The sequence below is a fragment of the Kribbella sp. C-35 genome, assembly GCF_046549195.1.
Taxonomy (GTDB): Bacteria; Actinomycetota; Actinomycetes; order Propionibacteriales; family Kribbellaceae; genus Kribbella.
Genome location: NZ_JAJPWG010000002.1, coordinates 49,069 through 71,054, shown reverse-complemented (window position 1 = coordinate 71,054; position 21,986 = coordinate 49,069). Strand labels below are relative to the sequence as shown.

19 protein-coding genes are annotated in these 21,986 nt (G+C 69.7%); 8 read left to right on the top strand and 11 right to left on the bottom strand.

Annotated features, from left to right (window positions below; translation table 11 throughout):
- Position 1 precedes the first annotated feature (1 nt).
- The 3 genes from ACLJOO_RS13075 to ACLJOO_RS13065 are packed head-to-tail and all read right to left on the bottom strand — an operon-like array spanning position 2 to position 5,048.
- On the bottom strand, positions 2-1,168 hold the full coding sequence (locus ACLJOO_RS13075) for a Dyp-type peroxidase (protein WP_410787237.1): 1,167 nt from the start codon (positions 1,166-1,168) through the stop codon (positions 2-4).
- On the bottom strand, positions 1,165-3,966 hold the full coding sequence (cphA, locus tag ACLJOO_RS13070) for a cyanophycin synthetase (RefSeq protein ID WP_410787236.1): 2,802 nt from the start codon (positions 3,964-3,966) through the stop codon (positions 1,165-1,167). The genes ACLJOO_RS13075 and cphA overlap by 4 nt, the downstream gene beginning before the upstream one ends.
- The gene (locus tag ACLJOO_RS13065) at positions 3,963-5,048 is read right to left on the bottom strand and encodes a cyanophycinase (protein ID WP_410787234.1); all 1,086 of its coding nucleotides are present in this window, start codon (positions 5,046-5,048) and stop codon (positions 3,963-3,965) included. Before ACLJOO_RS13065 ends, cphA begins: the two co-directional genes overlap by 4 nt.
- Positions 5,049-5,251: 203 nt before the next feature.
- Here ACLJOO_RS13065 and ACLJOO_RS13060 point away from each other — a divergent pair, with 203 nt between their 5' ends.
- Together ACLJOO_RS13060 and ACLJOO_RS13055 are read left to right on the top strand one after the other, a co-directional pair.
- On the top strand, positions 5,252-5,380 hold the full coding sequence (locus tag ACLJOO_RS13060; protein ID WP_410787233.1) for a hypothetical protein: 129 nt from the start codon (positions 5,252-5,254) through the stop codon (positions 5,378-5,380).
- 59 nt (positions 5,381-5,439) lie between these two features.
- Complete coding sequence (locus ACLJOO_RS13055) at positions 5,440-6,282, top strand: hypothetical protein (RefSeq protein ID WP_410787231.1); 843 nt, start codon at positions 5,440-5,442, stop codon at positions 6,280-6,282.
- Positions 6,283-6,403: 121 nt separating this feature from the next.
- Here ACLJOO_RS13055 and ACLJOO_RS13050 read toward each other — a convergent pair whose 3' ends face one another.
- From ACLJOO_RS13050 to ACLJOO_RS13040, 3 genes are all read right to left on the bottom strand, one after another.
- A complete protein-coding gene (locus ACLJOO_RS13050; RefSeq protein WP_410787230.1) occupies positions 6,404-7,741 on the bottom strand; it encodes a glycoside hydrolase family 16 protein in 1,338 nt (445 codons plus the stop codon).
- Positions 7,742-7,915: 174 nt separating this feature from the next.
- Positions 7,916-9,133: a phosphoserine phosphatase SerB gene (gene serB, locus ACLJOO_RS13045; protein WP_410787229.1), complete on the bottom strand. Its 1,218-nt coding sequence runs from the start codon at positions 9,131-9,133 to the stop codon at positions 7,916-7,918.
- A 74-nt stretch (positions 9,134-9,207) separates the two neighbouring features.
- Positions 9,208-9,942, bottom strand: coding sequence for a hypothetical protein (locus tag ACLJOO_RS13040; protein WP_410787228.1), 735 nt, complete (start codon positions 9,940-9,942; stop codon positions 9,208-9,210).
- A gap of 61 nt (positions 9,943-10,003) precedes the next feature.
- Between ACLJOO_RS13040 and ACLJOO_RS13035 the strand changes: the two genes are divergently transcribed.
- The 4 genes from ACLJOO_RS13035 (at position 10,004) to ACLJOO_RS13020 (ending at position 13,451) form a co-directional block, all read left to right on the top strand.
- On the top strand, positions 10,004-10,786 hold the full coding sequence (locus ACLJOO_RS13035; RefSeq protein ID WP_410787227.1) for an ABC transporter ATP-binding protein: 783 nt from the start codon (positions 10,004-10,006) through the stop codon (positions 10,784-10,786).
- Positions 10,787-10,857: 71 nt separating this feature from the next.
- Positions 10,858-11,376 (top strand): NfeD family protein, encoded by a 519-nt coding sequence (locus ACLJOO_RS13030; protein ID WP_410787226.1) that lies wholly within the window; start codon positions 10,858-10,860, stop codon positions 11,374-11,376.
- Positions 11,377-11,456: 80 nt separating this feature from the next.
- Complete coding sequence (locus ACLJOO_RS13025) at positions 11,457-12,602, top strand: SPFH domain-containing protein (protein ID WP_410787225.1); 1,146 nt, start codon at positions 11,457-11,459, stop codon at positions 12,600-12,602.
- 102 nt (positions 12,603-12,704) lie between these two features.
- Positions 12,705-13,451: a sulfite exporter TauE/SafE family protein gene (locus tag ACLJOO_RS13020; protein WP_410787223.1), complete on the top strand. Its 747-nt coding sequence runs from the start codon at positions 12,705-12,707 to the stop codon at positions 13,449-13,451.
- Here ACLJOO_RS13020 and ACLJOO_RS13015 read toward each other — a convergent pair.
- Complete coding sequence (locus ACLJOO_RS13015) at positions 13,435-14,091, bottom strand: TetR/AcrR family transcriptional regulator (protein WP_410787222.1); 657 nt, start codon at positions 14,089-14,091, stop codon at positions 13,435-13,437. The genes ACLJOO_RS13020 and ACLJOO_RS13015 overlap by 17 nt on opposite strands.
- A gap of 62 nt (positions 14,092-14,153) precedes the next feature.
- Here ACLJOO_RS13015 and ACLJOO_RS13010 point away from each other — a divergent pair, with 62 nt between their 5' ends.
- Positions 14,154-15,107, top strand: coding sequence for a quinone oxidoreductase family protein (locus ACLJOO_RS13010; protein ID WP_410787221.1), 954 nt, complete (start codon positions 14,154-14,156; stop codon positions 15,105-15,107).
- A 22-nt stretch (positions 15,108-15,129) separates the two neighbouring features.
- On the top strand, positions 15,130-15,561 hold the full coding sequence (locus ACLJOO_RS13005; protein ID WP_410787220.1) for an organic hydroperoxide resistance protein: 432 nt from the start codon (positions 15,130-15,132) through the stop codon (positions 15,559-15,561).
- On the opposite strand, the gene ACLJOO_RS13000 is transcribed toward ACLJOO_RS13005, so the two are convergent.
- The 4 genes from ACLJOO_RS13000 to ACLJOO_RS12985 all read right to left on the bottom strand — a co-directional run bounded on the left by ACLJOO_RS13000 (position 15,548) and on the right by ACLJOO_RS12985 (position 21,977).
- A complete protein-coding gene (locus tag ACLJOO_RS13000) occupies positions 15,548-16,384 on the bottom strand; it encodes a helix-turn-helix domain-containing protein (RefSeq protein ID WP_410788664.1) in 837 nt (278 codons plus the stop codon). The two genes, ACLJOO_RS13005 and ACLJOO_RS13000, sit on opposite strands and share 14 nt — an antisense overlap.
- A gap of 96 nt (positions 16,385-16,480) precedes the next feature.
- The gene (locus ACLJOO_RS12995; RefSeq protein WP_410787219.1) at positions 16,481-17,560 is read right to left on the bottom strand and encodes a flavin-containing monooxygenase; all 1,080 of its coding nucleotides are present in this window, start codon (positions 17,558-17,560) and stop codon (positions 16,481-16,483) included.
- Between the two features lie 77 nt (positions 17,561-17,637).
- A complete protein-coding gene (locus ACLJOO_RS12990; protein WP_410787218.1) occupies positions 17,638-19,188 on the bottom strand; it encodes a LuxR C-terminal-related transcriptional regulator in 1,551 nt (516 codons plus the stop codon).
- A 23-nt stretch (positions 19,189-19,211) separates the two neighbouring features.
- Positions 19,212-21,977, bottom strand: a complete 2,766-nt coding sequence (locus tag ACLJOO_RS12985) for a hypothetical protein (RefSeq protein ID WP_410787217.1) — start codon at positions 21,975-21,977, stop codon at positions 19,212-19,214.
- Positions 21,978-21,986: the final 9 nt, after the last annotated feature.

Here is a 21,986-nt window from a genome sequence, read left to right as displayed (position 1 = left end):
CTCAGCTGAGAAGTTTCTGGCCGAGCCATTCGCCGGGCTGGAAGCCGGGTGGGAGGGCGAAGACGGCGGAGCCGATCGTGGTGGTCCACTCGTTGAGGGCGTCGACCGCGTCCAGGCGGGCGAGCAGTGGGAGGAACTGACCCGCGACGTCGGCCTGGTGGCTGAGGAAGATCAGGCCGGACTCGCGGGTCGCGCCGGTGTCGTGGACGTAGTTCAGGCCCTTGCGGAAGATGCGGCGGCCGTCGTTCTCGCTGTGGTGCGCGAGGCGGGCGTGTGCGTTCTGCGCGATGACGAGCCGGCCGTCGGCGTCGCGGGCCTCGAGGTCGAGTTCGTCGTGCTCGGCGGTGCCGGTGAGCGGTGCGCCGGTGGAGAGTTTGCGGCCGACGGCGCGTTCCTGCTCGGAGCGGGTGAGTTCGTCCCAGGTGTCGAGGTTCAGCCGGATCCGTCGTACGACGAGCGTCGTGCCGCCGCGGAACCAGTCGGGGCCGTCGGCGGACCACACGGTCTGGTCGAACTCCGGCGTACCGAAGGCGGGGTTGCCGGTGCCGTCGACCTGGCCGAACAGGTTGCGGCCGGTGACCGGTTTGCTGTCGGCGCCGGCACTGTCCCAGAAGCCCGTCTGGCGCCAGAGCGGGGTCGCGAACGGTTTCGCGTGCGCGATCAATCGACGTACGGCGTGCACGACGCTGACCGCGTCGTCCGCGCCGACCATCACCAGGAGATCACCGCCCGACCAGGCGTGCTCGAGCCGGTCGTGCTTCATCACCGGCAGGTCGTCGAGGCCCGGCGGCCGTTGCCCGGTCAGCTCGAACACCCGCGGCCCGAACCCGACCGTCACTGTCAGGCCCTTGTTGGCCACCGCCAACTCGGGTGCGGTATCCCCAGGCGCCGGCCGTCCATCGGCCAACGCGACGAGATCACTCGTCCACAGCCGCATCAACCGCCCGAGCCCGGCCCGATCGGTCCGCACCCGGAACCCCACCAACTCACCCACCGCAGGCGCGGAGCGCGCGATCCCGGCCTGATGTTCGCCGTACGGCGAAATGGTCCGAGAGACAGGTGCCTCGGTGCTTCCGTTCCTGTCGAGAGCAACGACAGCACCACCGGCTGCCGCAGCGCCGGCAGCTGCCGCTCCGGCGTACCCGAAGAACTGTCGCCTGGTGGTCACTTGACGCTGGGCGTCTCCTCGGTGATCTCTTCGTCGGGTTGCACGAAGTCGGGGTCACCGCCCTCGTCACCGGACCGCGCTCCGGCCTGCGCCAGGTGCGACACGGATTCGAGCTCCGCGAGAACCGACTGATGCTGATCGACGCACAACACCACGAGATCGCCCGGGTTCGACCGCTCCAGCGCGAACCGCACCGCCTCGAGTTCGTCGAGTACGACGTCCACCCGCCGGCACCGCGCGCCGCTCTCCATCGCGCCCCGGACGCCGGCTTGCACAAGGCCCGCCGACTCGCCGCGCTTGCGCCCGCGCAGCCGGGCGTCCTCGCGGACGATGACCACGTCGAAGTGCTGCGCCGCGACCTCACCGAGCTCGCGGATGTCGTCGTCGCGCCGGTCGCCCGCGGTCGCGATCACGCCGATCCGCGACGGCCGCCCGACCTCGGACGACGCGTTCAGGCTCTCCCCGAGCCGGTCGACGAAGTCGCCGAGCATCCGCATCGCCGGCGCGTTGTGGCAGTAGTCGACGAGGACGGTGCGCCCGTCGACGTCGATCTCGTTCAGCCGGCCCGGCGACAGGTAGTACGACGTACTGAACGTCCGCAGCCCCTGCCGGATGTCGTGCAACGGCGCACCCGCCGCGAACGCCGCCGCGGCCGCCGCCATCGCGTTCTGCACGTTCATCATCGCCCGCCCGCCGAACGTTGCCGGCAGCAAATGCGTCCACGCCAGCTGCATCGACCGCCGCCCGTGCTTCACCACGATCATGTCGCCCAGGTCCGAACGCTCCAGCACCACGGCCCGCCCGCCGCGACGGCAGTGGCCCTCGATGTAGTCGCGGACCTCGCTGCCCGGCTCGGCCATGCTGAACCACACGACCTGCCCCGAGCACTTCCGGCGCATCTTCCGCACCAACGGGTCGTCGGCGTTCAGTACGGCGTACCCGGTCCGCGGCACCGCCTCGACCAGGACGGCCTTCACGTCGGCCAGCTGCTCGAGCGTGTCGATCCCGCGCAGGCCGAGGTGGTCCGGCTGCACGTTCAGGACGACGGCCACGTCGTTGCGCTCGTACCCGAGTCCCTCGCGCAGGATCCCGCCGCGCGCCACCTCGAAGACCGCGAAGTCGACGCGCGGGTTCTGCAGCACCATCCGCGCGGACTTCGGGCCGGACGCGTCCTGCCGGATCACCAGCCGCTCGTCGATCACGATGCCGTCGGTCGACGTCATCCCGACCTTGCGGCCCATGCCCTTGAAGACGTGGCTGATCATCCGCGAGGTGGTGGTCTTCCCGTTCGTCCCGGTGACCGCGACGATCGGGATCCGGCTGACCGCACCGGGCGGGAACAGCATGTCCACCACCGGCTTCGCGATGTACTGCGGTTCGCCGATCGTCGGGTTGGTGTGCATCCGGAACCCGGGTGCCGCGTTCACCTCGCAGATCGCGCCGCCGGTCTCCCGCACCGGCTGGGTGATGTCCGGGCAGATGAAGTCGATGCCGGCGATGTCGAGCCCGATCATCCGGGCCGCCTCCTCGGCGATCTCGACGTTCTCCGGGTGCGCCTCCCAGGTCCGGTCGATCGAGATCCCGCCGGTGGACATGTTGCCGGTGAGCGTCAGCTTCACCATCACGTCTTCCGGCGGTACGTCGTCCAGCTCGAAACCCTGGTCGCGCACCAGCTGGCGAGCCGCGTTGTTGATCGTGATCCGGGTCAGGATCTTCTCGTGGCCGACACCGCGCCGGGGGTCGGCGTTGGTGATGTCCACGAGCTCGGCCACGGTGTGGATGCCGTCGCCGACCACGTGCGCGGGCACGCGTTCGGCGATCGCCTCCATCCGGCCGTTGATGATCAGGCACCGGTAGTCCTTGCCGGTGACGAAGTTCTCCACGATCACGAACCCGCGCCGGGACTGCTCGGCCGCGATCGGGAACGCCTCTCGGACCGCGTCCGCGTCCTGCAGGTTCAGGCAGACCCCGCGGCCGTGGTTGCCGTCGAGCGGCTTGCACACGACCGGGTAGCCGATCTTGGTGGCGATCGAGACGGCATCCTCGACCGTGCGGACCGACTCCGACCGTGGCACCGGCAGACCGGCCGAGGCGAGCAGCCGCGTGGTCAGGTCCTTGTCGCTGGCGACGTCGACCGCGATCGAGCCGGTCTCGGACGTCATGGTGGCCCGGATCCGCTTCGCGTGCACGCCCTGCCCGAGCTGGACCAGGCTGGCCTTGTTCAGCCGGATCCACGGGATGTCCCGGGACACCGCCTCGTCCACGATCGCCTGCGTGGACGGGCCGAACGCGGTCCGCTCGGCCTGCTTGATGAACTTCTCCAGCTCGGTGGTGAAGTCGAACGCCGGATCCGGCTGGACGAGATTGTTCACGAACCGTACGGCGAGTTCACCCGCCGCGAGCCCGACCGCTTCGTCGGCGTACGCGTAGGTGATGTTGTAGATGCCCGGCGAGCCCTTCACTTGGCGCGTCTTGCCGCGGCGCATGTCGTGGCCGGCCTCCTGCTGGAGCTGCAGCGAGACGTGCTCGGCGATGTGGCCGAGCCAGGTGCCTTCGTACAGGCGCTCGATGAACCCGCCCTTGCGGCCGCGCGAGCAGTGGTGCTGGTCGAGCCGGGGGAGGTCGGCGAGCAGCCGCTCGGTGAAGCCGGGGATGGTGTTCGACGGGAAGTTCTCGAGCGAGCCGAGGTCGACGACCAGGTGGATCGCGGGGTCGTAGCTCCAGATGTTCGGGCCGCGGTAGACGCGGGTCTCGATGATCTTCAGGTCCGGAGCCGGAGTGCCGTGCGTTTCGGTCATGGGTTTCCGCTGTCTGCTTGCGTCGGGTCGGGGGAGTCGGTGTCGGCGCCGGCCCTGATCGGCTCGGTCGCCCCCGGTCTGGACTCCCCGGCCCCTATCGACGACTTGGCAGTGTTGGCAGTCTTGGCGGATTTCGCCGTACGGCGGCCCGCGCGCCGCTTGTGCTCCTCGTAGTACCTCGGTGACACGCCCTCGGCGGCGATCTCCTTCGCGAGCTTGCGCAGGTCGGCCTCGGCGGCCGCCATCTCGGCGATCTCCTCCGCCGGCGGCTGCGGGCCGTACGACAGCAGCACGCGGTTCTGCAGGTCGAACGTCGCGGTGGCCGGAAGGACGTGCAGTACGACGCCGGACGCGAGGATCGGCTCGGACCGCTTGGCGTTGTGGGCGTTCGACGTGATCCGGGTGCCGTCGAAGATCGTCACCGCGCCCCGGCCGACGACCTCCAGATGGGTGCCGCGGACAACGGCAGCGGTGTCCTCGTCGACGCCGATCCCGAGCAGGCCGGGGGACTGGGCGACGAGCGACAGCAGCCGGCCGTACCGGTTCCGCTGGGCGAAGTGCTGGTCGACGATCGCGCCCTGGACCAGGCCGAGGCCGTTGGACAGCTGGCTCATCCGCTGCCGCGGGGTGGCGCCGGAGCGGCCGAACGCGATCATGTGCTCGGCCAGGATGCTCGCGCCGGCCGACGTACCGCCGACGGCCGCACCCCGCGCATGAGCGGCGGTGACCGCGCGGCCGAACGCCGTACCGGTGACAACGCCCGCGAGCTTCAGTTGGTTGCCGCCGGTCATGAAGATCCCGGTGGCGTCGTTCAGCGGGGCGATGAAGGCCGGGTCGTCCGCGTCCTCCCGGTTCTCCGGGCGTACGCCGACCACGCTCTCGGCGCCGAGCGCCGCGAACAGCGCCCGGTACACGTCGACGACGTCGGGCCCGAGCGCGGACGCGGTGGGCACCACCACGATCCGCGCCTTGGACCCGCCCGCGGCCTCGACGAACTCCTGCAGCACCGTCCGCTTCTTCAGCTTGTCCTCGGCGCCACCGATCGCAAACAGGGCTCCGGGCCCACCCTGCAGTTCAGACATACGCGAAGAATAGGTGCTCACGCCGCGCCACACCGCATCCCGGTCGCCGCCCCGCTCCACCACCCGACTTTGAGAAGCCACCAACCATTCTCAGCCTCGATCCGTGGTTGGTGGCTTCTCAAAGTCGGTTCGGCGAGGTTCGGTGAGGGGAGTTATCCACAGCGGGACGGGAAGTGCGGCGCGCCGGGGATGGGTTGTGGCGCATGCTGGCCGGGTGGATCGGCTGGCTGAGGATGTTCGTCAACGAGTGCTGCAGCTCGTTCGGACGCCGCGAGACCGGCAGGTTCTTCTCGCGGCCGGACTGCGAGACGTCGACCTGCGACGCCTCCTGAGGAGGCAGGTTCTGCAACACCACCACGGGCACTACATCGACAGTCGCTTGGACGAGGAGGTGGCACGGACAGCTTGCGCGCAGGCACTGCACCCAGGCTCGGTTGTCAGTCACTTCAGCGCGGCCGGCCTCGCGGGACTGCGCACCTGGACGGACAGCCGGCGTCGGTCGGCGCCTCCCGCCGCCGCGGTCTGGTTGACACGGCCGGCCACGACGAAGCGGAACCAGCGCCGCCAGGACATCGTCGTACGACGTGCAACCCTGGACCCGGCCGATGTGTCTCGGCACCTGTGGCTGCCGGTCACCAGCGCGGCGAGGACCGTGGTGGATCTCGCTCGCGCCTTGCCGTTCCGCGAGGCGATCGTGACTGTCGACGACGCACTGCGCAGCGGTACCTCCGTCGGTGATCTCGAAAGCGTGATGGAGCGGCAGTTCCAGTGGCCGGGAATCCGTCGGGCGCGGAACACGATCGGCTTCGGCGATCCGAGGTCGGAGTCGGTGCTCGAGTCGATAGCCCGAGCAGTCTTCGCGCTCGCGGGCATGCCCGTGCCGATCCTCCAGGCGCAGTTCTGGGACGGCTTTTCGTGGATGCCCGAGCGTGTGGACTTCTGGTGGCCGCAGTTCCGGACGATCGGTGAGGCCGATGGCCTCGCGAAGTACGACAGCGACAGCCCCGAGGAACGGCGCCGGCGGTTGCGCCGCAGCTACCGGCGCGATCAGCGACTGAGCGATCGGGCCGTAGAGCTCGTGCACTTCGGCTGGGAGGACGTCCTCGATCCGCGATCGGACCTGATCGCCCGCCTCCGCGCGGCCTTCGCACGAGGCAGCTCCCGCCCCGGCGACCCGCCGACCTGGCGGGCCCCGGCCCCGCACGACCCCGCCCAATGGCTCCACGCCGCGTAATCCAGCTAACCCCACCCCCGCACCGCGCCGCGACATCGACTTTGAGAAGCCACCGACCATTCTTGGCGGCGATTCGTGGTTGGTGGCTTCTCAAAGTGGGGAGGGCGTTCGGTACGGCGGGTTAGTGGCCGAACGTGAACCAGTTGACGTTGACGTAGTCGGCGGGCTGGCCGCTCGTGAAGGTCAGGTAGACGTCGTGGACGCCGGTGACCGCGCTGATGTTGGCAGGGACCGATCGCCAGGACTGCCAGCCGCCGGTGTTGGCGATCGCGAAGCTGCCGATCGGTGCGTTGCTTCGACTGTCCAGGCGTACTTCGACCAGCCCGCTGACTCCGCCTGCCGCGCCGGACGCCACGCGGGCGACGAACTGGGTTGCCGGGGTGCTGCCGAAGTCGATGCTGCGGTAGAGGGCCCAGTCGCCGTTGCCGACCTGCATCAGGTTCTGGCCGCCGCCGCTGTCCGTGGTCGTCTCGACACCTGTTCCGCCCTGCTGCTGGAACGACTCGGCCTGCAGGGTGCTGTACGCGCTGCCGCCACCGCCCGGCGGGGGAGTCGTCGGCGGAGGCGTGGTCGGCGGGGTGGTGCCGCCGCCCTTCGACGACACGGCCACGTAGTCCACGATCATCGGCCTGTCGGGCACCGTCGAGGCGCGCGGGGTCGGGCCGTTGAGCGCATCCGGGAACGCTCCGCCGATGGCGACGTTCAGCAGGACGAAGTAGCCGGCGTGCGAGGTCATGTTCGCCCACGTGTCGGCCGGGAGTTGGCCCTGACTGACGGAGTGGAATTGCTGTCCGTCGACGTACCAGCGCAACTGGTTCGGCGAGATGCTCGTGTCCCACTCGAAGCGGTAGGTGTGGAACCCGGCCTGGCAGGTCGCACCCGGGCAGGCCCGGTTGTTGGCGATCCCACTGGTCTCGTTGCACGGGCCGCCGGGGTTCACGCCGCAGTGCAGGACGCCCCAGACGGAGTTGATCCCGTTGACGTTCTCCATGATGTCGAACTCGCCGATCCCCGGCCAGTTCCAGTAGTTCCCGCGGTACGGCGCACCGAGCGCCCAGAATGCGGGCCAGTACCCGAGCGCGGCGTCACCGGTGACGTTCGGCATCTGGATCCGGCTCTCGATCGCCAGCACCCCACCGGCCGGCGGCTTGAAGTCGCTCCGTTGCGTCTCGACCCGGGCGGACGTCCAGTTGCCGGCGCCGTCACGCCGCGGCGTGATGCGCAGGTTCCCGGTGCCGTCGAGGGACAGGTTGTTCGGGCTGTTCGTGTAGTTCTGGATCTCGCCGGTACCCCAGTTCCCGGGACCGCCCGGGTAGCCGTGGCCGGTGTCGATGATCCAGTTGGCCGCGGACGGCAGTGCGCCGCTGGCACCGTCGAAGTCGTCACTCCAGACAGTCGTCCAGCCGGCGGCGGGCGGCGGAACGCTCGCCTGGGCGGCGACCGCAAGGCTGCCGGCCACCAGGACAGGCGCTACGAGTGCTGCGAGAAGAGCACGGCGGGGGGATCGCTTGGGGCGGGAACGCATGATCGACCTCCACAGTCGAGGCCGGCGCCTCACCAGACCGCCGGCCGGGGGATGCCACCAATGAGAGCGCTCTCATCTCAACGTGTCAACACCTCGTCACCGAACGGATCAGGCTGGGGTTTCCGCGTCGGCGACTTCGACTTCCTCGCGGGTGATGCCGAGCAGGTAGAGGATCGTGTCCAGGTACGGAACGCTCAGGTGGGTGTCGGCGGCGGCGCGGACGACCGGCTTGGCGTTGAACGCGACGCCGAGACCCGCGGCGGCCAGCATGTCGAGGTCGTTGGCTCCGTCGCCGATCGCGACCGTCTGGGACAAAGGCGTACCGGACCGCTGGGCGAACTGCCGCAGCGCGGTCGCCTTGCCGGGGCGGTCGACGATCTCGCCGACGACGCGGCCGGTGAGAATGCCGTCGACGATCTCCAGCTCGTTGGCCTTCGCGTAGTCGATGCCGAGCTCGGCGGCCAGCTTGTCGGTGATCTGGCTGAATCCGCCGCTGACGATCGCGAACTGGTACCCGAGCCGCTTGAGCGTGCGGACCAGCGTGCGCGCACCGGGTGCCAGCTCGATCGCGGCGTACACCTCGTCGAGCGCCGTCGCGGGTAGGCCCTCAAGCGCCGCGACCCGGTTCTGCAGCGAGTCGGCGAAGTCCAGTTCGCCGCTCATCGCCTGTTCGGTGACGGCGGCGACCTCCTCCAGCCGGCCGGCGTGGTGGGCGAGCATCTCGATGACCTCGCCCTGGATGAGCGTCGAGTCGACGTCCATCACGATCAGCCGCTTGGCCCGCCGGTACAGCCCGCCGTCCTGGACCGCGATGTCGAGGCCCTGCCGGACGCCTTCCTGCGCGAGGACGGTCCGCAGCGCTTCGGGATCGGCGCCGGAGACGGCGAACTCCATCGCGGTCACCGGATACCGCGCCATGCGGCTGATCCGGTCGATGTTGGCGCCGGTGTCGGCGATCCGGCCGGCGACGGCGGCGAGTCCGGCCGCCGACAGCGGGTGGCCGATCACGGTCACCTGGCTGCGGCCCTTGCGCCGCGGCTCGTTGTCGCCGACACCTTTCTTCACCGAGATCTCGACATCGAGGACCGTGGCGAGCGCCTTCAGCTCTTCCTTCAGGCTCTTGTGGTCCCGCGGCGCGGACAGCAGTACGCCGAGCACCAGCCGGCCCCGGAGCACGACCTGCTCGGCGTCGATCACGTCGAGCCCGCGCGTCGCGAGCGTCGAGAGTACGGCGGATGTCAGCCCCGGCCGGTCGCTGCCCGTCAACGTCACCAGCAACGTGGGCCGGTCGGCCGACGCGGTCTCAACCTCACTGAGCTCTGTCATCGAACCCAAACGCTACCTAAATGAGATGACGGTCCAGTGTCCGGTCCAGATCTCAAGCATGAACGAGGTGCCCGTCAGGCGTGGATCGGCGGGGCGCACGCCGCGACGAGGGCGCGGCGTGCCGCGGCGGCCAGCCCGAGGAGGGCCCGCCGGCGGGCGTCCGCCTCGGCTCCGGTGACCGCCGCGCCGTCGTCCTCCAGCGCCGCATCCGCAATCGCCAGACAACGCCGGGCCGTCGCCGCGGTTTTCACCGCGCGTGGCTCGTACCCCGGAGCCAGATCGTCACCACGTCCCTGACCGATCCGGCGAATGTCGATCAGCGCGTCAGCGACCTCCGGCTTCCAGCGCGCGACATCCAGCGCGGCCAACGACTCGGCCGCGTCGATCAGCGCCATCCGCAGCCCGCGGTCTGCCTCACCTAAGTCAGCAGGCAGCGGCGAAGCTGCCGGTAGCACGGTCCACTGCACCGCCGGACCGACGTACGCCGGAACGAGTCCGAGCTCCGGCCCTGTGAGTACGACGGCCTCGCCGGTCTCCAACGCGGCCTCGTTGAACGTCGGCGGTCCGGCCAGGCCGATCGGATCACCCGGCACCGGCAGCGCGAGATGTGCTTGCGTCGTCCCCGCGGCCCGGAGCAGATTCAGAGCGACCGGCAGCGTGGCCGGCTCGGGATGCCCGGCGAGGCCCGCGACGTGGTGACCGACGTCGTCGCCCAGGATCTTCTGCGCGGCGGTATCGGGGTCGCAGGCACCGGTCAGCATCGCGTTGGTCCACACCGTGAACCGAACCGAGGCGGAGGTCGTCAGCACGCCCGCAAGTCTCTCACCACCCGACGACCGCCCGCAGACGGCGACCCCTTAGGTTTTGTGCATGACTGCAGTGGTGGAGCTGGCCGGTGTGACGATCGTCCGCGGTGGCGCGCGGCTGCTCGACGGGATCGACTGGACGGTCGACGAGGCCGACCGGTGGGTGGTGATCGGGCCGAACGGCGCCGGCAAGACGACGCTGCTGCAGATCCTCGCCGCCCAGTTGCACCCGACGGCCGGCGTCGCCGGACTGCTCGGTGAGGTGCTCGGCGCGGTCGACGTCTTCGAGCTGCGACCGCGGATCGGGCTGACCAGCGCCGCGCTCGCCGACCGGTTGCCGAAGAGCGAGCGGGTGTCCGACGTGGTCATGTCGGCGTCGTACGCCGTCCTCGGCCGCTGGATCGAGGAGTACGACGAACTGGACCACGCACGCGCCACCGCGTTGCTGGCCGAACTCGGGATCGCGCACCTGGCCGACCGGACGTTCGGCACGCTGTCCGAGGGGGAGCGTAAACGCGTCCAGATCGCCCGCGCACTGATGACCGACCCCGAATTGATGCTGATGGACGAACCCGCGGCCGGTCTCGACCTGACCGGACGCGAGCAGCTCGTCCGCTCGCTCAGCTCGATCGCGACTGCGGTCGGAGCGCCCGCGATGGTGCTGGTCACGCATCACGTCGAAGAGATCCCGCCCGGCTTCACCCACGCCCTCCTCCTCAAGCAGGGCCGCATCGTCGCCGCCGGCCCGATGGACGAGGCGCTGACCGCCGAGACCCTCAGCGAGACCTTCGATCTGGCCCTCACCCTCAAGCAGGAAGACGGCCGCTACACCGCCCGCGCCCTCTGACCCGGATCCCACCGGGTGCCCGACGCGTCCAACATCTGCTTGAAAGCCCCCGAGGTAGATAGGCTTGGGAAATGATGGATTGGCTGCGGGACAATATGTGGGCGGCGTGGCTGACGATCGCTGCCGTCCTCGGCCTGGCCGAACTGGCCTCGCTGGACTTCACGTTGCTGATGCTGGCCGCCGGTGCGCTCACCGCGGCCGGTGTGGCGGCGTTCCTCCCCGGGCTGCTGTGGCTGCAGATCGTCGTCGGGTTGATTACCGCCGCGGCGATGCTCGCCGCGATCCGGCCGATGATCGTCCGGAAGATCCATCACGGCCAGGAGCTGAAGACCGGCTCGGCCCATGTGATCGGCAAGTCCGGCATCGTGGTCAAGGAGATCCATCCCGACGGCGGCGGCTCGATCCGGCTCGGCGGTGAGCTGTGGACGGCCCGCCCGTACGACGAGGTGTCGACGATCGCCCCGGGGACGCGGGTCGAGGTGATGTCGATCGACGGCGCGACCGCGGTCGTGTACCCGGTCGGCGACCCGCTGCACCACCAGCTCGGCAGCACCGAACCCCCGAAACCCCAGGACCCGCCGCAGTCCTGAGCGTTGAGTGGTCCCCTACTCGCAGTAGTGTCGGAGGTAGGCGGCAGACTGCCCGTCTGAGCGTTCGAGTGGAGGGTCGAGTGACCGCGTTCCTCATAGTCCTGGCACTGGTCGCCCTGGTGGTGATCGTGACCTTGGTCAAGTCCGTCCGGGTGGTGCAGCAGCAGACCGTCGGCATCGTCGAACGGTTCGGTAAGTTCAAGACCGGCCTGCAGCCGGGCCTGAACCTGCTGACCCCGTTCGTCGACAAGGTCCGCTACACCATCGACATGCGCGAGCAGGTGGTCGCGTTCCCGCCGCAGGGCGTCATCACCGAGGACAACCTGATGGTGTCGATCGACTCCGTCATCTACTTCCAGGTGAACGACCCGGTGCGCGCGACGTACGAGATCTCCAACTACATCCAGGCCATCGAGCAGCTCACGATGACCACGCTGCGGAACATCATCGGCGGCATGGACCTGGAGCAGACGCTGACCTCGCGTGAGGAGATCAACGAGAAGCTCCGGTACGTGCTGGACGAGGCGACCGGCAAGTGGGGCATCCGGGTCAACCGGGTCGAGCTGCGCTCGATCGACCCGCCGCCGTCGATCCAGGACTCGATGGAGAAGCAGATGCGCGCCGACCGTGACAAGCGCGCCGCGATCCTCACCGCGGAAGGTATGCGGCAGTCGGCCGTCCTGTCCGCCGAGGGCCAGAAGCAGTCCGCGATCCTCACCGCCGAAGGTGACAAGCAGTCCCGCATCCTCCGCGCCGAGGCCGAGCGGCAGGCCCGGATCCTGAAGGCGCAGGGTGAGGCGCAGGCCATCACCACGGTCTTCAACGCGATCCACGCCGGCAAGCCGGACCAGGGCCTGCTCGCGTACCAGTACCTGCAGATGCTGCCGTCGATCGCCCAGGGCGACGCGAACAAGCTGTGGATCGTGCCGAGCGAGATCGGCGACGCGCTCAAGGGTCTCGGCAGCGCGGTCGGCCAGGTGGCCGGTATCGCGCAGCAGGCCGAGGGCAACTGGGAGGCGCCGCAGCTCGACAACGGCCAGGTGCCGGAGATCGACAGCGCCGCACCGGCAGCGGTGGCCGAGGCCGACAACGCGGTCCGCGAAGCGATCGCCGCGGCCGAGTCCGCGGCCGTGAGCAGCCGCAGCCAGGCTGCGCCGAGCTCACCGGCGATTCCGCCTCCGGCCCCGTCCCAGGAGCCGCCGGCGCAGGAACCGCCGCAACGCTGAGAACACCAGAGCCCTCCCGGAGCGTTTCCGGGAGGGCTCTTGCGTGTTCAATCGTCGGACAGATCTGCGAGGGCCTGGTCAGGTGCGTAGAGTTCTGCAGCGATGACATGGTTCGAGGCGGTGTTCGTCCTGCTGGCGGGGATGGGCGCGGGAACGATCAACGCCGTGGTGGGGTCGGGCACGCTGCTCACCTTCCCCGCGTTGCTTGCCGTCGGCATCCCTCCGGTGCTGGCGAACGTCAGTAATACGGTCGGTCTGGCCCCCGGTACGGCGGCCGGCGCGATCGGCTACCGTCGCGAGCTCGAAGGGCAGCGCGGCCGGTTGCTCCGTCTGGTGCCGGCGTCGCTGGCCGGCGGCATCGTCGGGGGAGTGCTGCTGCTCACGCTGCCCGACTCCGCGTTCCACGCCGTCGTACCGGTCCTGATCCTGCTCGGCTGTTTGTTGGTTGCCTTCCAGCCGTGGCTCTCGAAGTGGATCAGCGTGCCGTCGCATCAGCACCGCGGCGCGTGGTGGGTGATCCCGGCCGTCTTCGCAACCGGTGTGTACGGCGGGTACTTCGGAGCAGCGCAAGGCGTGCTGCTGATGGCGATCCTCGGCCTCGGCCTGGACTCGAACCTGCAGCGGATGAACGGCCTGAAGAACGTCCTCGCCACGGTCGTGAACACGGCGTCCGCGATTCTGTTCATCATCGTGCACGACATCGACTGGCTCGCGGCCGGTCTGATCGCGGTCGGGTCGACGATCGGCGGTTTCATCGGCGCCCGCTACGGCCGGAAGCTCCCGCCGATCGCACTCCGCGCGCTGATCGTCTGCATCGGCGTTCTCGCCATCGTCACGATGGTGTTCTGACCTGTACCTGTAGCCCCGCCAGCAAGAGATCCAGGCCGTAGTCGAACTGCTCGTCGCCGCCGGTGGTGCGGGCCAGTTCCGATGCCAGCTCGACGACGGTCGGGAAGTCTCGCGCCGACAACGACTCCATCGTGGTCCGCAGCCGTCGCCAGGCCTCCGGGTCGCGCCGCTCGGCCGCCATCTGGATCTCCCAGGACGCGGCTCCGAGCACGTAGGTGAACAGGGTCGTGTGCGTCCGCGCGGCCGTCTCCGGGTCGAACCCGGCAGACCGCAGTACGCCGAGCAGGCCTTCGGCCACCCGCGCGGTCTCGTCCCCGGCCAGCGGCCGGCTCGCGAGTAGTTGCGCGAGGCAAGGGTGCTGCAGCATCAGCAGCCGCAGCGACCGGCACACCGCCCGTACCTGGTCCGGCCACGGCTCGTCCGACGGTACGGCGGGCAGCAGCCCCATCAGGTGATCGCGAACCGCGTCGTACAGATCGTCCTTGTTCCGGAAGTACGTGTAGAGCGCCATCGGGCCGACGTTGAGCTCGCCGGCGACCCCGCGCAGGCTGAACGCGTCGGTGCCCTTCGCCTCCATCAGCTCGAGCGCGGTCCGCACGATCAGGTCGGCGCTCAGGGTGTTCCGCGGTGTCCGCGCCATGTGACCCATCTCCCTCCTCAACTACTACAGCTGCTCCTAACGTACAGTGTATAGTACGGTGTATGCGAGCCATTCAGATCACCGAGTTCGGCGGACCCGAGGTCCTCAAGGTCAGCGATGTCCCGGCGCCGGTCGCCGGCGACGGGCAGGTCCTGATCACGGTCGACCGCGCGGGCATCAACTACGCGGACACGCACCAGGTCGAGAACAGCTACCTCTCCAAGACCGAGCTCCCGCTGATCCCGGGCGGTGAGGTCGTCGGGCACACCGCAGACGGTCGTCGCGTGGTCGCCCTGATCGGTTCCGGTGGGTACGCCGAGCAGGCCGTGGCGCACGCGCCGTACGCCTGGGATGTCCCGGAAGTTGTCAGTGACGGGGACGCGCTGGCGCTCGTGCTGCAGGGCACCACGGCGTGGCACCTGCTCAAGACGTCGACGCACCTGCAGCCGGGCGAGTCCGTCCTGGTGCACGCCGGTGCAGGCGGTGTCGGTTCGCTCGCCGTTCAGCTCGCCAAGCTCTGGGGCGCCGGCCGCGTGATCGCGACCGCCTCCAGCGAGGAGAAGCGCAAGCAGGTCCTCGAACTGGGCGCCGACGCCGCGATCGACGGTACGCCGGAAGGCCTGAAGGACCGCATCCTCGAGGCGAACGGCGGCAAGCCCGTCGACATCGTGCTCGAGATGGTCGGCGGTCAGACCTTCGACGAGTCCTTCGCCGCACTCGGCCGCTTCGGTCGCCTGGTCACCTTCGGTGCCGCGTCCCGGCAGTCCGCCGCGCCGATCGACTCGAGCCGGCTGATGAAGGGCTCGAAGACCATCGCCGGCTTCTGGCTGGCCGACTGCTTCGCGAACCCGCAGCTGCTCGGCGGCCCGCTGGCCGAGCTGTTCGACCTGACCGCGGGCGGCAAGCTCCGCCCGATCGTCGGCGGCGAGTATGCGCTGTCCGACGTCGCCACCGCCCACGAAGACATGCGAGCTCGCCGGACCGTCGGCAAGCTCCTACTCAACCCCACTCACTGAATCGGATAGGAAGACACCAGTTATGACCATCGCTGTTGAGAAGGTTCTGTACACCGCCCACGCCACCGCCCACGGCGGCCGCGACGGCAAGGTCGCGACGAACGACGGCAAGCTCGACGTCCTGGTCGTGCCGCCGGCCGAGATGGGTGGCTCCGGCAACGGAACCAACCCGGAGCAGCTGTTCGCGGCCGGCTACGCGGCCTGCTTCCACAGTGCGCTGAAGGTCGTCGCCCGCAAGGCCCGTCTGGACGTCGACGGTTCGACCGTCACCGCCGAGGTCGGCATCGGCCCGATCAACGGCGGCGCCGGCTACGGCCTCGAGGTCGCGCTGGTCGTCAGCCTGCCCGGCCTGGACAACGCGGTCGCCGAGGACCTCGTCGCCAAGGCGCACCAGGTCTGCCCGTACTCCAACGCCACCCGCGGCAACATCAAGGTCGACCTCAAGGTCGCCTGACTCGCATCCGCGCGAGGGCCTCTTCCAGGAGGCCCTCGGTGGCGGAGACCGGGGCTGCGGAGATCGTCAGTCCTTCCATGATCGCGACGTACTCGTCGACCTCTTCGAGCTTGTCCAGGTAGACCGCGCTCGCCGCGTGCTCGATGTAGACGATGTCCGGCAGGTCGCCGTCCGCGAACCGCAGCAAGCTGAACGCGCCGCCGGCGCCGGGGTACCCGACGCTGCTGAACGGCATCACCTGCAGGGTGATGTTCGGCTGCTGCGACCACTTGAGCAGGTGCTCGATCTGCGCCCGCATCACGTCCTCGCCGCCGACCGGCCGGCGCAGCACGGACTCGTCGATGACGACCCACAGCCGGGCCGGGTTCGGCCGGGTGAGGATCTGCTGCCGGGTCACCCGCAGCTCCACCCGCTGGTCGACCTCCTGATGCGGCAGGAACGATTTGCCCATCTGTACGACGGACCGTGCGTACTCCTCGGTCTGCAGCAGGCCCGGGACGAACATCACCTCGTACGTCCGGATCAGCGTCGCGGCGACCTCGAGCCCGACGTAGTTCGCGAACCAGCTCGGCATCACGTCGCCGTACCGGGACCACCAGCCGGGGTTGTTCGCGGCCCGGGACAGCTCCATCAACCGGAAGCGCTCGTCCTCGTCGGCCATCCCGTAGAGCTCGAGCAGGTCGCTGACGTCGCGTTCCTTGAACCCGACCCGGCCGAGCTCCATCCGGCTGACCTTCGACTCGGACGCCCGGATCTGCCAGCCCGCGTCGGCGCGACTGATCCCGGCGGATTCACGCATCCGCCGCAACTGCCCACCGAGCATGATCCGAAGAGCGGTAGGACCGCCTTCGCCACCGCTCACCGTCTGCTCACTCAACCTGACCCACGCCCAGCCACCCACCCATTCCAGCGGGTGATGCTACCGCCTGTCCACAGGTATGGCCCGGTGAGTACGCCGCCGAGCGAGATGTTTGACGAGGAAGCGAGCATCGCGGTCCACGCCTTGGATGCTCGCCGACGCGATCGCGTACTGGAAGTCGAGTCCGAGGAAGTACAGACCCGGTACGTCGGCCGACACGCCCCGCTCGTGCCGCGGTCGCCCGGCGTCGTCGAACACCGGCAGGTCGATCCATCCATGGTCGGGATCCGACCCGGTCGACCACACCACCGTCCGGACGTCGTCGAGTACGTCGCCGTCCGCGGTCACCGGCTTGCCGTCGCGGACCCCTTCGATGCGCGCGATCCGTTCGATCCCGGCCGCGTCGAGATGCTCGAGCTTGTTGCGGGTCAGCGGCAGGCCGTTGTCCACAGCGTTCGCGATCGCCTTGCGGCCCATCGGCGTACGGCGGGTGAGCACGTACTTGAACAGGAACATCACGACTGGTGTGAACAGATGCCCGGCAGGCGAGTCGATGTCGACCGGTACCTGTCCCGGGTGCCGTCCGGCGAGCAGCGTGCGATGCGTTTTCACGGCTTCCAGCGCGATGTCGGTGCCAGAGTTGGCCGCACCAACGACCAGCACAGTCCCGTCCGCGAACTGCTCCGGATTCCGGTACTCCAGCGAGTGCACCTGCCGGATCGACGGGTCGAGCTCGCCCGCGAACGCCGGCCACCGCGGCACACTGTGCATCCCGGCCGCTACCACGACCTGGTCCGCCCGCCAATCACCTCCGGTCGTCTCCACCAGGAACCCGTCGTCGCCCCGCGACACCCGAGTCACCCGTACGCCGGTCCGCACCGGCAGCTCGTGATGTACGGCGTACTGCTCGAGGTAGTCGGCCATCTCGTCGCGGCTCGGGCAGTCCCGCGTGCCGATCCGCAACCCCGGGAGACTCGCGTACCGCGGCCGGCTGAACAGCCGCAGTGAGTCGTACCGCTCCCGCCAGCAGTCGCCGACGCGCTCGTGCCCGTCGAGGATGACGAAGTCCTCGCGCAGGTAGTACCCGATCGCCAGACCGGCCTGCCCCGCGCCGATCACCACAGTCCCAATCCGTTCCATAACCCTCAAGTTAGGTCGACCGGGCACCCCGGCACATCAACCGACCACGCCAACCCCGCGCCCGCGATTGGTCATTTCTACCCAGCGAGCCCGTTCTCATAGGCGTACGCCGTCGCGGCCGCCCGGCTGTTCACGCCGAGCTTCGCGAAGATGTTGCTGACGTGCCGAGCGACCGTTCGCTCGCTGAGGAACAGCTGCTCGGCCACTGCCCGGTTGGTGGCTCCCGTTGCGAGCAACCGCAGTACCTCCAGCTCCCGCTGGCTCAGCCCGCCGCTGCGGCCGGTCTCCAACGCGGCGAGGTCGACCACCGCCCCCAGCCGCTCGAAGACGGTTCGCGCGCCGTCGAGCTCCATCTGCTCCGCGTCGAGGTCACCGAGTGCGCGGCAGGCTTGCGCGACCAGCAACCGGGTGTGCGCGCCTTCGTACGGCATGTCGAGCCGCTGCCACAGCGTCCAGGCCCGCCGCAGTAACGGGATCGCGCCCTGTGGATCGCCGCACGCGATCCGCACCGCGCCCTCGCAGTACGCCGCGAGCGCCTGCAGGTACGGCGCGTCCGCGCGCGCCAACTGGTTCAGCTCGGCGGCCGCTTTGCGTGCGGTCTCGCGGTCGCCCAACTGCACTGCGACCTCGACCCGCGCGGCCAGCAGCATCGGCCGGTTCGGGGAGAGCGCGTCCTCGGCGAGCGCTCGTTCGAGCCCTGCGATCGCCAGATCGCCACGGCCCTGCAGGGCGCGGAGGAGAGCGAGACCGGGCTGGACGTCCATCCCGTCGGCGGCCGCCGCGAGGTACGCGCGTTCCGCGGCCTGGTGATGCCCGCGTTGCCGTTCGACCTCCGCGAGCCGGTACCACGCCGGCCCGACCGTGCCGGCCGGCAACCGTTGGCACGCATCTTCGGCGGCGCCGGCGGCGTCGGTCCAGGCGCCGCGCAGCTGCAGGATGTGGGCGCGGTGCACCAGGCACGCGCCGCGGTACGGGACGAGGCCGGACTGCTGGTCGCACCAACCGGTCAACGCCTGGGTCCACTCCTGGGCGCGGCGGATGTCGTAGAGATCCATGCACAGCGCGATCACCGAGCAGTACGCCATCCCGGTGACCTCCGGGCGGACCTGGCCGGCGGTCACGTGCACCATCGCCTCGTCCAGTGCCTTGAGTGCCTCGGCGCCGCGGCCGAGCATGTTCAGGCAGTTGCCGCGGCCGAGGGCGGCCAGCGCGATCGCGTCGGGCTCGGTGGCCCACCCCATGTTCTGTTCGAACAAGGGCAGTGCGGCGGCGGCGTCGCCGGAGTTCATCAGCAACGCCGCGTTGGCCATGGCCACCAGCCCGCCGAGCTGCGGCAGGTCCTCCGGCACCAGTCGCTCGATCCGCGCCTGCCATCCCGCGGCCCGGGCGAGTTCGCCGTGCTGCTGTAGCTGGAACCCTAGCCAGAAGCCGCTCTGGATCGCGGCCACCACATCACCGCGCGCGAGATGCTCCTCGTACGCCCGCTCGCGGTACGTCGCGACCTCGTCGTCGTGACCGAGGACGAACGCGGCGACCGCGAGCCGGTCGAGATCCGCGGGCGGCAGCGGAGCGCGCCGATCGGCCGCCGTCAGCTCGGCGTACTCAGCGGGCCAGTCGTGCTGCTCCATTCATCACAAGTTACCCGCGGAGGTCACCAGGGTTCGACGTCGACGCCTGTCGCCGCGATCCAGAGGGCGCGGAAGGCGGATCCGGGCTGACCGTTGAAGTCGTCGTCCGGCAGCGCCGGGATCAGGTTCAGAACCGCGCCGAGGTGACCGCATTCGGCAGCTTGCCGGACGAGCAGCTGGGTCGGGTGCTCACGCCGGGCGCGCGGAGTCTTCAGCAGCGTGCCGTACTCGTCCACCAGCCCGGAGATCTCAGCCGGTGTCGGCCGGGGACCTCGGTCGCGCGCGGCGGCTTCGGCTTTGGCGAGTAAGTCTTCCCACGCGTAGCCATCGCCGAAGACCTGCGCCCAGTCACGAACAAGGTCCGGACGCCCCAGAGCCGCGAGCACCTCCACGCCTTCCCAGCCGTCGAACCAGCCCTCGTCGAGGTGTCCAAGGTATTCCTGCGTACCGTCCTCCGAATAGGAGACGTAGTCCGTCCCCGACGTGCTCTTGAGCGTGAACAGCTCCCGGGCGAGGTCGTCTCGTCCCGTTCGCACCAGGTACGCCAGGAAGGGCGTGGTGTAGAACGTCGACGGCGTGGTGGTTGCGCCCTGCCAGACGGTGCGGGCCTCGTCGACGCGGCCGCATTCGATCAGCGCCCACGCTACGGCCAGGCGGTGCTCGCCCGGATTGGTCTCGGGCTCGATCGCGGCCCGGGCGCGGGCGAACCAGGCATCGCCCCGGGCGGCGTCGCCGAGTGCGGTGTACGCGCCGCCGATCGACGACGCGATGAACGGCACGTTGTACTCGTCGAGTACGGCGTCGATGTCGGCGTCGGTCACGGTGAAGACGGCCCGGGCATCGTCGAGCCGGCCGGCAGCGGCCAGGATCAGCGCGACATCGGCCGTGCCGCGGAGCCGCTGGCTCGGAGTGGGAACAGCCGCCAGCAGTTCCATCGCGCCGCGCGCTTCACCGCGCCGCGCGCGCAGCCGGGCCGCGTGCCGGAGGCTCTCGCTGACATGGTGATCCCAGCCCGTGTACAACGGCCGGACCGACTCCAGCGCTAGCTGGAACAGGTCCTCCACGGTCGCCGTGTTCGGCGGCGGCCAGGTTTCGGCGGGCGCGGGTTCGGGTGCGTCGACGAACGGCTCGAGGTACTCGTCGTACGGCGCTCCGAGGCGTCCGGCCGCGGTCGCCGCGTCCGGAACGATGTCGAGCTCGCCCCACCAGGTGGGCCAGGCGTACCGCCGGTCGACCACCCAGGCGAGCAGCTCGTCCAGGTCGTCGCGCCGGTCGTCGGGGGCGATCACCAGTCCCGGCGCGAACGCCGCCGCCCAGGTGTCGTCGTCGAGGACGAACGAGGGGTCTCCATGCTCCTCGTACTGGAGGTCGGCGCCGATGTCGTCACCGTCGAGCTCGAGCGGACGCGAGGCGTACGGCTCGCGTAGGAAGCGGTACTCGCCGAGCACGTCACCCGTACTGGCCTCGATGAATCGCAGCCTGGTCCGGCCGACCGCGACGAGCACGCCTTCCGCGCCCCAGAGCACACCGGCGATGTCCTCGGGTACGTCGAAGATGTCCACGGCCTCGGGGTACGCCCCAGGCGACCAGATCTCGATCTGATCGGCCGAGGTGAGGCAGGCAGCGAACTCGCCGTCCGGCGACCATGCCCAGACTCCTGCGTCGGGAAGCTCCCAGTCCGCTTCCTTGGGCGCCACGTGGAGGTGGTGGCTGCGTCCGTCAGGGTCGTGCACGACCACGCGAGGGAAGTGGTGGTCGTTCAGGACCACGGCCAACCGGCCACCGGGTCCCCACGACAGGTGGGCCCCCGGCAGTCCGGGGAGCTCGCCGACCAGCGCGCCCGTCTGGGCGTCGGCGATCAGCAGGCGCCCGTTCAGCTGAACCGCCACCAGGCGCTCGTCGAGGCTCCAAGCCGGAGACTGACCGTGCGTGTCGGCACCGTCGAGCCACACCACCTGGCCGCTGCGTACGTCGATCGACGCCGCCCAGCTGCGCCGGCTGTAGCCGTAGATCCGCGAGCCGTCCCGCGACCAGAAGACCTGCTCGAAGAAGAGTTCGTCGTCGCCGAGCCGTGCCTTGATCGGTGCCGGCAGGGTCTCGGCCAGCCACGTGGGCTGCGGACCGTTCTCGTCGTACGCGTTGTAGAAGAAGTGTTTCGCGTCGAGCCGCGCGATGCAGCCGTGCACCTCGCGCGGGGCCCGCATCCCGATGTAGGCGTGCGTTCCGTCGGGCGCGAACGCGAAGTCCGGCGGGCGCGAACCGCCGTCGGTCACCGAGGCATCGCCGATCGGCTCCTCGCCGTCCGTACCGAACGGGTCCCACAACCCCACCATGTTGGTGTTGAACGCCAACGCGACCCGTTGCCCGTCGGGCGACCACTGGATGCTGCGTGCGTACCCTGGCCAGCCCACGCCACCGGGGACTCCGTCCAGCTTGTTGACGCAGCGCCCGGTGTCGAGCTCCCAGACCTGCAGCACTCCTCCGCGCTCGTAGTCGTCGCCGCACCACGAGCCGACCGCGAGGTAACGCCCGCAGGGACTGAGCGCCAAGGCGTCGATCTCGACCAGATGCCCGTCGGGGTGGCGGAGCACCGCACCGGCCGACCGGATCTGTTCGGTCGCGAACCGGTGCGCGTCCGTCACGCCGTACTCCTGCTGCAGCTCAGCGAGAGCGGTGCGCAGTGGAGGGAGGTCACGCGAGGGCTCGAACGCCGTCCAGTCGGCGTTCTGCAATGCCGTCAGGACGTGGTCAGGACCGCTCGCAGGGGTCGGGAGCTCGGTGAAGGGCACCGCGGCACA

Coding starts and splice junctions, on each gene's coding strand:
- cphA (WP_410787236.1), bottom strand. CDS start 3,966: ATGACCGAAACGCACGGCACTCCGGCTCCGGACCTGAAGATCATCGAG.
- ACLJOO_RS13065 (WP_410787234.1), bottom strand. CDS start 5,048: ATGTCTGAACTGCAGGGTGGGCCCGGAGCCCTGTTTGCGATCGGTGGC.
- ACLJOO_RS13060 (WP_410787233.1), top strand. CDS start 5,252: ATGCTGGCCGGGTGGATCGGCTGGCTGAGGATGTTCGTCAACGAGTGC.
- serB (WP_410787229.1), bottom strand. CDS start 9,133: ATGACAGAGCTCAGTGAGGTTGAGACCGCGTCGGCCGACCGGCCCACG.
- ACLJOO_RS13035 (WP_410787227.1), top strand. CDS start 10,004: ATGACTGCAGTGGTGGAGCTGGCCGGTGTGACGATCGTCCGCGGTGGC.
- ACLJOO_RS13030 (WP_410787226.1), top strand. CDS start 10,858: ATGATGGATTGGCTGCGGGACAATATGTGGGCGGCGTGGCTGACGATC.
- ACLJOO_RS13020 (WP_410787223.1), top strand. CDS start 12,705: ATGACATGGTTCGAGGCGGTGTTCGTCCTGCTGGCGGGGATGGGCGCG.
- ACLJOO_RS13015 (WP_410787222.1), bottom strand. CDS start 14,091: ATGGCGCGGACACCGCGGAACACCCTGAGCGCCGACCTGATCGTGCGG.
- ACLJOO_RS13010 (WP_410787221.1), top strand. CDS start 14,154: ATGCGAGCCATTCAGATCACCGAGTTCGGCGGACCCGAGGTCCTCAAG.
- ACLJOO_RS13005 (WP_410787220.1), top strand. CDS start 15,130: ATGACCATCGCTGTTGAGAAGGTTCTGTACACCGCCCACGCCACCGCC.
- ACLJOO_RS13000 (WP_410788664.1), bottom strand. CDS start 16,384: ATGCTCGGTGGGCAGTTGCGGCGGATGCGTGAATCCGCCGGGATCAGT.
- ACLJOO_RS12995 (WP_410787219.1), bottom strand. CDS start 17,560: ATGGAACGGATTGGGACTGTGGTGATCGGCGCGGGGCAGGCCGGTCTG.
- ACLJOO_RS12990 (WP_410787218.1), bottom strand. CDS start 19,188: ATGGAGCAGCACGACTGGCCCGCTGAGTACGCCGAGCTGACGGCGGCC.